Source organism: Rhodobacter sp. Har01 (assembly GCF_020564565.1).
Lineage (GTDB): Bacteria > Pseudomonadota > Alphaproteobacteria > Rhodobacterales > Rhodobacteraceae > Pseudogemmobacter.
In genome coordinates this window covers 397,835-409,607 of sequence record NZ_JAJCTD010000003.1, presented here as the reverse complement: position 1 = coordinate 409,607, position 11,773 = coordinate 397,835, and the positions used below count along the sequence as shown (strand labels likewise).

Genomic DNA, 11,773 nt, shown 5'->3' with positions numbered 1-11,773 from the left:
GATGACCGCATCACAGCCGGTTTCGGGTGCCGCCTCGCCCGAGGCGGCGGGCCACCCCGCCCGCACTCCGCTGTGGTTCCGCGTCAAATCCTCGCTTACCGCCCTAATCCTTGACCACGGGCTTGAGCCGAATGCCCGCCTGCCGTCGGAAGCGGAACTGTGCCAGCAGTTCCAGGTCTCGCGCACGGTGGTGCGCGAGGCGCTGTCGCAACTGGTTAACGAAGGGGTGATCTACCGTCTGCAGGGCAAGGGCGCCTTTGTCCGGGCTCGCCGTGACGACCAGGATTTCGTGTCCACCGCCGTCGGCTTTTCCGGCGAGCTTTCCGACAAGAACCGGATCGTGTCGCGGCGCATCCTGCGCCAGGCGATGGACCAGCCAGGCCCGCGCGTCCGCCGCTACCTCAAGATCGACGAATCCGAACCGGTGGTGTCGATCGACCGGGTGATGATGGTCGACGGCCATCCGCGCGCCATCGTGCGCTGGAAGATGGTCGCAAGCCTGGTTCCGGGCCTGGAAAGCCTTGGGCTGGAAACCCGGTCTCTGTACGACACGCTGTCGCGGCAATACGGCATTCACTTCGCCCGCGCCGACCGCTGGATCGAGTCGGTCGCGCTGGCGGACGAAGATGCCAGGCTTCTCGGGGTCGAGGCCGGCCGCCCGGCCCTGCGAGTGGAATCGGTGGCCAACGACGAACGCGACGTTCCGATCGAATACTACGTGGCACTGTACCTGACCGACCGGTCGCGCCTGCACGTCTCGGTCCGCTCTGCCCGCATCTGAAGCGGACGGCCTTGTCGGACCCGATGGCCACGTGAACACCCAAGTGTCCCTGCGGTGCCGGAGACTGCCGATCCGGAAGTGGGACGGAATTCGAATGCCGGCCACCCGCAAGCCTGCTGCCACCCTGCCCGCGCGGATGCGGTGACCGATCACCCCGGTTTCGGCCGACGCGACGCTGCAACGCGACATGCAGGCTGCGGACAGGGTGCCTTGCCGCCTGGCGGATGCCGTTCCAGGCAGAACTTGAATTCCTGGAATGGCGCGCTTCGGCCTTGCGGGTGCGGCGGCCACACTGGCCTGCCTTGCCCTGCGCGCTTCGCTCAGCTCGATACGTGACAAGGTCACAGACGACGCCCGCGCCGGCGTGCTTGATGACAACGCTTGCTCGATGGCATTCGTGCTCGGGCAACGTGCGCTCCTGCTTGATCGGAAGGCCCTGCCGTCTTGACGACGGGCCTTTCGCAGCCCGGAAAGTCAGACCCATGCGATCGAAAATCTTGCTGTTCTTCATTCCCTTTGCGTTCTCGCAGGCAGGGTTCGCCCAGACGATCCCCTCACCCGAGCCGACTGCCGCCTGCGTTGCGGCAGCGACCACCGACGCAGATCGCAAGGCCTGCGTCGGCCGCGCTGCCGACGCTTGCCTTGCGGCCGTCAATGGCGCGACCGAGGTCGATGCCGCAATCTGCGTGAACGCCGAAACCGGGTGGTGGACCGACCGGCTGAACGCGGCCAATGCCGCGATGGCAGCGCAGGCCGAGGCGCTGGATCGGCAGCATGCCGCCCAGATCGCAAAAGGCGGGCCGAAGATGGTGGACGACTTCGCCCTCTATCAGGCCGCGTGGAAGGACTGGTCCGAAAAGCGCTGCATTTTCGAGGCCATGTTGCGGTTCGGCAAGCCCGACCGGATGGTGGCCGCCTCGACCTGCATGATGCACCTCATCGCCGACCAGGCGCTGTTTCTAGAAGCCTCGGCCGCCCGCTAGACCCGGCAGCCGACAAGGATCCCAATGATGCGTATCGCCGTCGCCAGCCAGAATTTTCGCACCGTGACTGCCCATGCCGGCAAGACGCGCCGGTTCCTGATCTTCGAGGCATCCCCCGGCTGCCCGGCGCGCGAAGTTGCCCGCCTGGACCTGCCGAAAGCGATGTCGATCCACGAATTCCATGGCGATGGTCCGCATCCGCTGGACGCGGTTGAGGCGGTGATCGCCGGCAGCGCAGGCGCGGGTTTCGTGCGCCGCATGGCCGCGCGCGGTGTGCTGGCAGTCACCACGGAAGAGACCGTTCCAGCCGAGGCGGCGGCCGATTTGGCATCGGGCAACCTGCGCCCGGCGACGCCGCACCGGCATGACGACCACGACGAAGCCGGTGGCTGCGAAGGTTGTTCCTGATCCGGCCAACCGGACCGCCGCCCGACCAACCCGAACCAGAAAGAGCATCCAGATGCCGCATCGCAAGATCGTGACGAAAGCCATTGCCGTGCCAGCCTCGCGCTTGTCGCGGCTGGCCAGGCTGGGTGGGCTGGCCTCCTCGATCGCAGGCAGCGTTGCGGCCGAGGGCGCGCGGCAACTGGCGCGGGGCCAGCGACCCAGGATGGGCGACCTGCTTCTGACGCCCGCCAATGCCCGCAAGGTGGCCGACCAACTGGCGCACATGCGCGGCGCGGCGATGAAGATGGGCCAGCTGATCTCGATGGACGCGGGCGACATGCTGCCGCCGGAACTGGCCCAGATCCTGGCCCGGCTGCGCGCCGATGCCCATCACATGCCAGGACCGCAACTGAAGAAGGTGCTGGCCGAGGCCTGGGGCCCTGACTGGCTGCGCCGGTTCCAGAAATTCGATGTGCATCCCCTGGCCGCGGCCTCGATCGGCCAGGTTCACCGGGCACGGACGAAGGATGGCCGCGACCTGGCGATCAAGGTGCAATACCCCGGCGTGCGCCGCAGCATCGACAGCGACGTGGACAACGTCGCCTCGCTCATGCGCATCTCGGGGCTGGTGCCCAAGGGCGTGGACATCGCACCGATGCTGGCCGAGGCCAAGCGGCAGTTGCACGAAGAGGCCGACTATGAACGCGAGGGCCGCTGCCTGTCGCAGTTCGGCGCGCTACTGGCCGACCGGCCCGAATATCTGGTGCCCAGGCTGCACCCCGACCTGACCACGCAAAGCGTGCTGGCAATGGATCATGTCGAAGGCCGGCCGATCGACGACCTTGACGGCGCCCCGCAGGCCGAACGCAACCGGGTGCTGACGCTGCTGATCGATCTGCTGTTCCGCGAGTTGTTCGAGTTCCGGCTGATGCAGACTGACCCGAACTTCGCGAATTACCGCTACGCCCCCGCGACCGGGCAGGTGATCTTGCTGGATTTCGGCGCCACCCGCGCCTTTCCTGATGATTTCGCGGACCTCTACCGCCGCCTGTTGCGGGCGGGGCTGGCCGGCGACCGGGACGGTGTCCGCGCCGCCGCGATGGAGATCGGCTTTCTCGCCGAGGGCACGCCCGAGCGGCTGGAACGGGCGATGCTGGAGATGTTCGAGATGTCTCTGGAGCCGCTGCGCACCGACGGCGCCTTCGACTTTGGTGCCACCGACCTTGCGCTTCGCATGCGCGAATCCGGCATGGCCATGGCCGAGGACCGCGAGCATTTCCAGATTCCGCCGATGGACACGTTGTTCCTGCAGCGCAAGTTCGGCGGCATCTACATGCTGGCCACGCGGATGAAGGCCCAGGTCAACCTGCGCGCCCTGATCGAACCGCATCTGTGACCCCAGGACGAGGCCCGACATGAGCACGACCAGACATATCCGGTTCTGGGACCGGATCGCCGCGCGCTACGCCGCGCGCCCGATCAAGGACCAGTCCGCCTACGAGGCGATGCTGGCCGATGCCGCCAGCCGCCTGCGCCCGACCGACCGGGTGCTGGAAATCGGCTGCGGCACGGGGTCCACCGCGATCAGGCTGGCGCCGCATGTCGCGGATTGGACGGCGACCGACTTTTCCGCCGAGATGCTGCGCATCGCGAAAGCCAAACCTGCGCCGGCGAACCTGCACTTCGTGCAAGCCGATGCCATCAGCGCCTTCGACGGCGGGCCCTTCGATGTGATTTGCGCCTTCCAGGTGCTGCATCTGGTGGATGACCTCAACGGGACACTTGCGCGCATCCACGCCAACCTGAAACCTGGCGGGTTGATGATCGGCAAGACTTGGTGTTTTGCCGACATGGGGCTGAAGCTGCGCGGCCTGTTCCTGGTGCTGCGCAGCATCGGGATGTTTCCCCCGGCCAACAGGCTGACGCGGGCCGATCTGCGCCTGGCCATCCTGAACGCCGGTTTCGAGATCGTCGAAGAACATGTCTTTGGCGAGAATCCGCACGGCCCGTATATCGTTGCCCGCAGGCCGGGCAGCCGGGCGGCCTGATCTGACCTTCCGCCCTCAGGCCCGCGGAAAATGCCGTGGAAAGCATAGCGACGCGGCCAGGCGCACAGTGTCCAGCGCCTCTTGCACGGAATAGGGCCGTGCCATCGTCATCATGTCCAGCCAGACGCCTTCGACGGTCACGCGCAGAATGCGGGCAGTGAAGACCGGGTCCAGGCCGTAGCCTCCGTCGCGGATCATTCTTGCGCAGATCGCTTCCAGGGTCCGGGTATAGTCCTCGTCCTTTTCGCCGCAGGCCGCCTGGTACAGGGGGCGGCTTTGCGCCTCGCCCCAGAAGGCGCACCAGGCCGCAAGGCGTTCGGGGGTGCAGATCGTAGGCGCGAAATCCGCTTCGATCATTGCGGCCAATTGGTCGGCCGGGTCATCGCCCGCCGAACCCAGGGCGGCCTGCCAGTTCTGGCGGTATTCCTCGGCCAACCAGGCCAGGGTTTCGGACAGTAGCCTTTCCTTGGTCTCGAAGTGGAACAGCACAAGGCCATGCGAAAGCCCGGCGGTCCTGGCCACCTCGGTCAGAGTGGTGCGCGCGTAGCCACGCGTCGCCAGCGTCCGGATCGTGGATTCGATCAGCTGCGTTCGGCGCGCCTCGCGGCTCATGGTGCGCGGAGGCCGCTCTGGGCTGGACGCTTCAGTGTCGGCCAAGACCGGATTTCCTTTCTGACGGGCCGGCCCTTTCTAGCCCAAGTCGGCCGGGAGGAAAGGGGGGAGATCACTGATTGACACATCAGTCAGTGGCATGGGAAGCTGAATCACCCGCAACAGAGCATGAGAAATACGATGACTGCCCGGCCGCACCGCGACCTGACGAAATCCAACGCGCAGTTCCGCCGCGCAGTGAAACGGCTGCCGCTGGGCGTGTCTTCGACCTTTCGCTACTGGGGCGACGACCGCACCGTCTATGTCGCGCGCGGCAAGGGCGGGCGAGTCTGGGACATCGACGGCAACGGCTATGTCGACTACCGGCTGGGCTACGGGCCGGCGATCCTGGGCTATGCCGACGACCGCGTGGACGCGGCCGCCCGCCGGGGCATGGAGGTGGGCGGCGTCTTCGCGCTGTCGACCGAAAAGGAACTGGTCGTGGCCGACCAGATTGCCCGGATGGTTCCGGCGGCCGAACTGGTGCGGTTCTCGAACTCGGGCACCGAGGCGGTGATGGCGGCGCTGCGGCTGGCCCGCGCCTACACCGGACGCGAGGAATATCTGCTGGTCGAAGGCGGCTACCACGGGCTGTTCGACGCGGCGATGTGGATGGCGGACCTCGACGGCTGGAACCCGGGCGCGAACCGCGATCCAGAGGTGGTTCCCTATGGCAAGGGCATCCCGCCCACCGTTCGCAAGCTGGCCCACCTGGTGCCGATGAACGACCTTCAGCGCCTGGAAGACACGTTCAAGGCCCACGGTGACCGGCTGGCCGCAATGCTGATCGAGCCCATCCAGGGCAACTGCTGCGGCATCTCGGCCCGCAAGGACTATGTCCAACTGGCCCGCGCCCTGTGCGACCGCTACGGTGTGCTGCTGATCATCGACGAGGTGAAGACCGGCTTCCGGGTTGGCAAGGGCGGCATTCAGGGCATCCTGGGGGTACGGCCCGACATCACCACCTTCGCCAAGGCGGTGGCGAACGGCTATCCGATTGCGCTGGTGGCCGGGCGGGAAGAGGTGATGCGCACCTTCCGCTTCGGCGGGGCCAGCCACGGCGGCACCTACACCGCCCATGCCGTCTCGCTGGCGGCAGCCGAGGAAACCCTGCGCATCCTGGACGAGACCCCGGCGCTGGAGACTCTGGCCAACCATGGCGAGCGGTTGAAGGCGGGGATTTCAGCGATCCTGACCGCCCGCGGCATCGTCCACAGCTTTTCGGGCCACCCGTCGATGTTCGGCATCTTCTTCGCGGCGACCCCGCCCGACAACTATCGCGACTGGAAGACCAGCGACTACAGCTTCTACGACCGGATGGCATATTACCTGCACGATCTGGGCATCATCGTCGAACCCGACTCGCGCGAGCCATGGTTCATGTGCGAGTCGCACGGGCTGGATGCGGCCTGCCTTTCCGACACGCTGCAGGCGGTGGAACAGGCGGTGGACCTGACCTTGCAGGACCAGGCCGACGGCAAGCTGCGCGAGGACGCATGATCCACGACGCGATCGTCATCGGTGCGGGCCACAACGGGCTGGTGGCGGCCTGCTACCTGGCCCGCGCCGGGATGAAGGTCTGTGTGGTCGAAAAGAACGACTGGATCGGCGGCGCTGCGGTCAGCCGCGAGCTTTACCCGGGCTTCACCTATTCCAACTGCTCCTATGTCTCGTCGCTGTTCCGCCCCGAGATCATGCGCGATCTAGAGCTGCCGAAGCACGGGTTGCAGATCCTGCCCTATGAGGGCGGTGCGGTCTTCCAGCAGGGCGGCGGCTATCTGGGCATGTTCCGCGACCATGACGCGAACCGCCGGGAATTCGCCCGCCACTCCAGGCGCGACGCCGAAGCCTATGACATCTACGCCCGCGACATCCTGCGCTTCTGCCGCTTCATCCGGCCGATGTTGATGCGCACGCCGCCCGACCCCTCGAGCCTGCGGCCGCGCGACCTGTCCGAGCTCTTGTGGCTGGGCAAGCAGATGGGCGCGCTGTCAGAGCGGATGCGGGCGCGGATGGTGCAGTTCTGGACCATGTCGATCGCCGACTTCCTGGACGAGTATTTCGAAAGCCCGGTGATCAAGGGCTATCTCGCCGTCTCGGCCATCATCGGCACGGCGCTGGGGCCGATGAGCCCCGGGTCCGCCTATGTCCTGCTGCATCACTACATGGGCGACGTCGATGGCAACGTCGGCGCCTGGGGCTTTGCCCGTGGCGGCATGGGCGCGATCACACGGGCACTGACCGACTCGCTCAAGGCTGCCGGCGGCGAGGTGCGCACCGGGCAGGGGGTAGAGCGGATCGACGTCACCGGGGGGCGGGCCAGCGGGGTGGTGCTGGCCAACGGCGACGTGCTGCGCGCCCGCCGGGTAATCTCGAACATGGACGTCAAGCGCACCTTCCTGCGGCATGTGGACGAGGCCGTTTTGCCGGGCGAATTCGTGCGTCGAGTCAAGACGTTCAAGATCCGCGGCTCGTCCGGCAAGCTGAACATCGCGCTGGATTCGGCGCCGGTGTTTCCGGCCCTGCCCGAAGGCGCGCCGAACGTCCGCGGAGACTTGCACTTCACCGATTCGATCGAACGGATGGAGCGCGGCTATGACGACTGGAAGGCCGGCCGCTTCAGCCGCGACCCGTTCCAGGACGTGATGATCCCGACGATGATCGACCCGACCATGGTGCCGCCGGGCAAGCACTTCATGTCCTGCTTCGTGCAATACGCCCCGCCGAAGATCGAAGGCCGCGACTGGACCGACGCCGATCGCGACGCCTTTCGCGACACCTGCCTGAACCAGATCGAGACCTATTCGCCGGGGTTCAAGGACCGCGTGTTGCATGTCGAGGTGCGGACGCCGCGGGAGTTGGAGGCCGAAGTGGGCCTGACCGAGGGCAACATCTTTCAGGGCGAGTTGACCTTCGACCAGTTGCTGTTCAACCGCCCGGTCCCCGGCTATGCGCAGTACCGCAGCCCGATCCGCGATTTGTGGATGTGCGGATCGTCCACCCATCCGGGCGGCGGCGTGATGGGCGCGCCGGGGCGGAATGCGGCGGCAGAAGTGCTGCGCGAGGCCGGCATGAAGCGGGGGATGCGCGATGCCTACGCGGTCCTCTGACGTGCTGGTCATCGGCGGCGGCGTCAACGGCCTCGCCTGTGCCGCGCGCCTGGCGGCAGCGGGCTGCAAGGTGGTTCTGCTGGAGACCACAGGCAAGGTTGGCGGCGGCGCCGGAGAGCGGGAATTTGCCCCCGGGTTTCGCGCGCCGGCGCTGGCGCATCTGACCCAGGGCCTGGATTCGCGGATGGTCGACGGGATGGGCCTGGCGCGGCACGGCCTGGTCTTTCACCCGCCGCTTGCGACCACGGTGGTTTCGGCAACCGGCGATCACCTGGTGGTCCGGGGCGGCCAGACCACCGGCCCCGACGCCGCCGCCTGGGCGGCGCTGCAGGCCAAGCTGTCCGCCTTTGCCCGCGTGCTGGCGCCGTTCCGGCAGATGCCGCCGCCGCGGCTGTCGGGACAGAACCGCTGGCCCGGCCTTGCCCGCCAGGCCCTTGGCATCCGGACGCTGGGGCGCGCCAATCTGCGCGAGCTTCTGCGGATGATCCTGATCAACGTCCATGACGTGGCCGAGGACGAATTGACTGACGACAGATTGAAGGGCCTGCTCGCCTTCGACGCCACTCTCGGGGCCTGGCTGGGGCCGCGCTCGCCCAATTCGCTGATCCTCTATCTGGACCGGCTGGCGCGGGGTGAGGGTTCGCTCCTGCCGAAGGGCGGCATGGCGGCGCTGGCGGCGGCCCTGGGCCGGGCAGCCGAGTCGGCGGGGGTCCGGGTCCGCACCACGGCTGCGGTTCAGCAGGTGCTGGTCGAAGGTGGCCGGGCGGTGGGTGTGCTTCTGGCCGACGGTGAGGAGATCCGCTCGGGGCTGGTGGTCTCGGCCATTCACCCGCGCACCACCTTCCACGGGCTGGTCGGGGCGGCGGCGCTGGATGCCGGGTTCTACCGGGCCACGGGTCACATCCGGTCACGCGGCGGGGCGGCCAAGCTGCATCTGGCCTTGCGCGACGCGCCGGATTTCCGGGGCGCCGACCTGCGGTCGCGGCTGGTCATCGCGCCCTCATCCGAGGTCGTCGAGGCGGCTTTCAACCCGGTGAAATACGGCGAGGTGCCAGATTCGCCGGTGCTCGAGGCGATCCTGCCCTCCGCGCATGAGCCGGGCCAAGCACCGGAGGGCGCGCATGTGCTGTCGGCCATCGTGCAATATGCCCCGCATGCGCCTCGGGCCGGGCTCTCGGCCGCACGGGCGGCGCTGCTTGAGGCTGCGCTCGGCGTGCTCGAAGCCCATGCGCCGGGGTTGCGCGGGCTGGTCAGCCACGCGGACCTGCTGATGCCGCAGGACATCGAGGCTCGGTTCGGGATGGTGGGTGGCAACTGGCACCACGGTGAGTTGGCGGTCGAGCAGATGCTGTTCAACCGCCCTCAGTTCGGTGCCGCGCACTACTCGACCCCGGTAGACGGCCTGTGGCTGGCCGGAGCCGGCAGCCACCCCGGCGGCGGCATCAACGGCGCGGCGGGCTGGAACGCCGCAGGCGCGCTGCTGGAGGCGCGGGCATGACGACGCTTGGCCATTTCCGCACGCCGCTGCTGCAGACGCCGTTCCACCCGCGCACTGCGGCCGCGAACGTGCTGAGCCGCTGGGGGCCATGGGGCGGGTACATGGCCGCGCTGTGCTTTGGCGATGTGGACATGGAATACACCGCCATCCGCAATGCGGCCTCGGTCTACGACCTGTGCCCGATGGTGAAGTACCGCATCGCCGGGCGCGACGCCGCCGCCTACCTGAACCGCCTGACCCTGCGCAATGCCGCGACCCTGCCGGTCGGCGCGGTCCACTACACCGCCTGGTGCGACGACGACGGCAAGCTGCTGGATGACTGCACGCTGTTCCGCAACGGGCCGGACGATTTCCTGATCTGCTGCCAGGAACGGCACCTGCCCTGGCTTCTGGACTCGGCCGAAGGGTTCGACGTGCAGGTGGCCGAGGTGACCCAGGACATCGCTGCACTGTCGCTGCAGGGGCCATGCTCGGCCAGTGTGCTGGCGGCGGCGGGGTTCGATGTCGAAGCGCTGAAACCGTTCCGCATGGCCCGCTTTGCCTTTGCGGCGGGCGAGGTCACCATCTCGCGCACCGGCTTCACCGGCGATCTGGGCTATGAGCTCTGGATCGACCCGGCCCTGGCCCTGCCGCTGTGGGACCGGCTGATGACCGCCGGCGCGCCCTGGGGCATCCGCCCCATCGGCAGCGATGCGTTGAACCTGGCGCGGATCGAGGCCGGGTTCATCATCACCAACCTGGACTTCGTACCCGCCCATCAGGCGCTGCGCGAGGACCGCCCGCGCAGCCCGCTTGAGATGGGCCTGGGCTGGATGATCGACTGGGACAAGGGCCACTTTACCGGCCGCCAGGCGCTGCTGGCCGAAAAGCAGGCCGGCTCGGCCTGGGCGCTTGTCGGCCTGGACATTCCCGGCAACGTCAGCGCCGAAGGTTCGATCCTGTACCATGACAAGCGGACCGAGGCCGGTTTCGTCACCGCGGCGGCCTGGTCGCCCGCGCTGAAGGCCAGCATCGCCCTGGCGCAGGTCAAGGCGAGAAATCTGCCAGGCGGGAACCTCTGGGTCGAAATCTATGCCCTGCGCGAACTGCAATATGTCAAGCTGATGCTGCCGGTGACGGTGGTCGAGCGGCCGTTCTTCAACCCGCCCCGTCGCCGTGCCACCCCGGCAGGGAGGGTTTGATGGACGACCACCGCCACCCGCTGTCGCCGCGCCTGAACCATTGCCCCTTGGGCCTGCCGCGCGAAGCCTATGTCGGGGCCGACTGGCACGCACGCGAGATGGAGACGATTTTCGCGCGGCAATGGGTCTGCGTGGGCCGGCTAGAGGATCACGCGCCGGGAACCCTGCGCCGTGCGACTGTCGGCAACGCCTCGGTGATCGTGGCGCACGGCAGCGACGGCACGCTGCGGGCCTGGCACAATTCCTGCCCGCACCGGGGGTCTGAACTGTGCAGGGCCACCGAGGAACCCCTGGGCAAGCTGATCCGCTGCCCCTACCACGCCTGGTCCTTTGCGGCGGCAGACGGGCGTCTGCTGGCGACCGGCCACGCCATCCCAACCGCAGACTTCGACCGTGACGCCCATGGTCTGCGCCCGGTCTCAACCCGGGTCTGGAACGGGTTTTTGTTCCTCAACCTTGCCCCCGAGCCGGGTGAGCTTTGGGCTGACGTCGGCCTTGCCACACTGGACAACTGGCCGATGCAGAGCCTTGCCACCGGTCACCGGTGGGAAACCGAAATTGCCTGCAACTGGAAGACCTTCTGGGAAAACTACTCGGAATGCCTGCATTGCCCCGGCATCCACCCGGAACTGTGCGAGATGGTCCCGATCTACGGCCGCGGGATCATGGGTCAGACCGAGGCCCTGGGCTGGACGCCCGACGACGCGCAAGGACCCGCCCTGCGCCCCGGCGCCAAGACCTGGACGATGGACGGTGCCCCCTGCGGCGCGGTGTTCCCCGGGCTGACGCCGGCGGAACGCGCGGCCGGGTACAACTTCGTCACACTCTGGCCCTCGGTCTATGTCGTGGCCCATGTCGACTACGTCCGCTCGGTCCGGCTGGTGCCCGAGGGGGCGGAACGGACGCGGCTGATCGCCGAATGGCATTTCCCGGCCGAAACGCTGGCCCAGCCCGGCTTTGATGCCGCCGCGGTCGCAGCCTTTGCGAAGATCGTGATGCAGCAGGATGGCGCAGCGTCGGAGATGAACCAGCGCGGTATGCGCTCGCCCGCGTTCCGCGCGGCACGGCTGATGCCCGAGGAATACGAGATTCGCCGTTTTCACCGCTGGGTGTTGCAGCAGATGGAGGGTTGAG

At 67.6% G+C, this 11,773-nt stretch carries 12 protein-coding genes; 11 read left to right on the top strand and 1 reads right to left on the bottom strand.

Going from position 1 to position 11,773, the window contains the following annotated elements:
* The first annotated feature begins 1 nt into the window (after position 1).
* The 6 genes from LHP98_RS10500 to LHP98_RS10475 all read left to right on the top strand — a co-directional run bounded on the left by LHP98_RS10500 (position 2) and on the right by LHP98_RS10475 (position 4,199).
* The gene (locus LHP98_RS10500; protein WP_227252487.1) at positions 2–781 is read left to right on the top strand and encodes a GntR family transcriptional regulator; all 780 of its coding nucleotides are present in this window, start codon (positions 2–4) and stop codon (positions 779–781) included.
* Between the two features lie 256 nt (positions 782–1,037).
* The gene (locus LHP98_RS10495) at positions 1,038–1,229 is read left to right on the top strand and encodes a hypothetical protein (protein WP_227252486.1); all 192 of its coding nucleotides are present in this window, start codon (positions 1,038–1,040) and stop codon (positions 1,227–1,229) included.
* A gap of 34 nt (positions 1,230–1,263) precedes the next feature.
* Positions 1,264–1,764, top strand: coding sequence for a lysozyme inhibitor LprI family protein (locus tag LHP98_RS10490; protein ID WP_227252485.1), 501 nt, complete (start codon positions 1,264–1,266; stop codon positions 1,762–1,764).
* Positions 1,765–1,788: 24 nt separating this feature from the next.
* The gene (locus LHP98_RS10485) at positions 1,789–2,172 is read left to right on the top strand and encodes a NifB/NifX family molybdenum-iron cluster-binding protein (protein ID WP_227252484.1); all 384 of its coding nucleotides are present in this window, start codon (positions 1,789–1,791) and stop codon (positions 2,170–2,172) included.
* Positions 2,173–2,224: 52 nt separating this feature from the next.
* On the top strand, positions 2,225–3,547 hold the full coding sequence (locus tag LHP98_RS10480) for an ABC1 kinase family protein (protein WP_227252483.1): 1,323 nt from the start codon (positions 2,225–2,227) through the stop codon (positions 3,545–3,547).
* 19 nt (positions 3,548–3,566) lie between these two features.
* Complete coding sequence (locus tag LHP98_RS10475) at positions 3,567–4,199, top strand: class I SAM-dependent methyltransferase (protein ID WP_227252482.1); 633 nt, start codon at positions 3,567–3,569, stop codon at positions 4,197–4,199.
* Between the two features lie 15 nt (positions 4,200–4,214).
* Here LHP98_RS10475 and LHP98_RS10470 read toward each other — a convergent pair whose 3' ends face one another.
* Positions 4,215–4,856, bottom strand: coding sequence for a TetR/AcrR family transcriptional regulator (locus tag LHP98_RS10470; RefSeq protein WP_227252481.1), 642 nt, complete (start codon positions 4,854–4,856; stop codon positions 4,215–4,217).
* Positions 4,857–4,991: 135 nt separating this feature from the next.
* Here LHP98_RS10470 and LHP98_RS10465 point away from each other — a divergent pair, with 135 nt between their 5' ends.
* The 5 genes from LHP98_RS10465 to LHP98_RS10445 are packed head-to-tail and all read left to right on the top strand — an operon-like array spanning position 4,992 to position 11,772.
* Entirely contained in the window at positions 4,992–6,350 is a 1,359-nt protein-coding gene (locus LHP98_RS10465; protein ID WP_227252480.1) for an aspartate aminotransferase family protein, read from the top strand.
* Complete coding sequence (locus LHP98_RS10460) at positions 6,347–7,960, top strand: phytoene desaturase family protein (RefSeq protein ID WP_227252479.1); 1,614 nt, start codon at positions 6,347–6,349, stop codon at positions 7,958–7,960. Before LHP98_RS10465 ends, LHP98_RS10460 begins: the two co-directional genes overlap by 4 nt.
* Positions 7,941–9,458 (top strand): phytoene desaturase family protein, encoded by a 1,518-nt coding sequence (locus LHP98_RS10455; RefSeq protein ID WP_227252478.1) that lies wholly within the window; start codon positions 7,941–7,943, stop codon positions 9,456–9,458. Before LHP98_RS10460 ends, LHP98_RS10455 begins: the two co-directional genes overlap by 20 nt.
* Entirely contained in the window at positions 9,455–10,639 is a 1,185-nt protein-coding gene (locus LHP98_RS10450; protein ID WP_227252477.1) for an aminomethyltransferase family protein, read from the top strand. Before LHP98_RS10455 ends, LHP98_RS10450 begins: the two co-directional genes overlap by 4 nt.
* A complete protein-coding gene (locus tag LHP98_RS10445; protein WP_227252476.1) occupies positions 10,639–11,772 on the top strand; it encodes an aromatic ring-hydroxylating oxygenase subunit alpha in 1,134 nt (377 codons plus the stop codon). Before LHP98_RS10450 ends, LHP98_RS10445 begins: the two co-directional genes overlap by 1 nt.
* The last annotated feature ends 1 nt before the right edge of the window (position 11,773 follow it).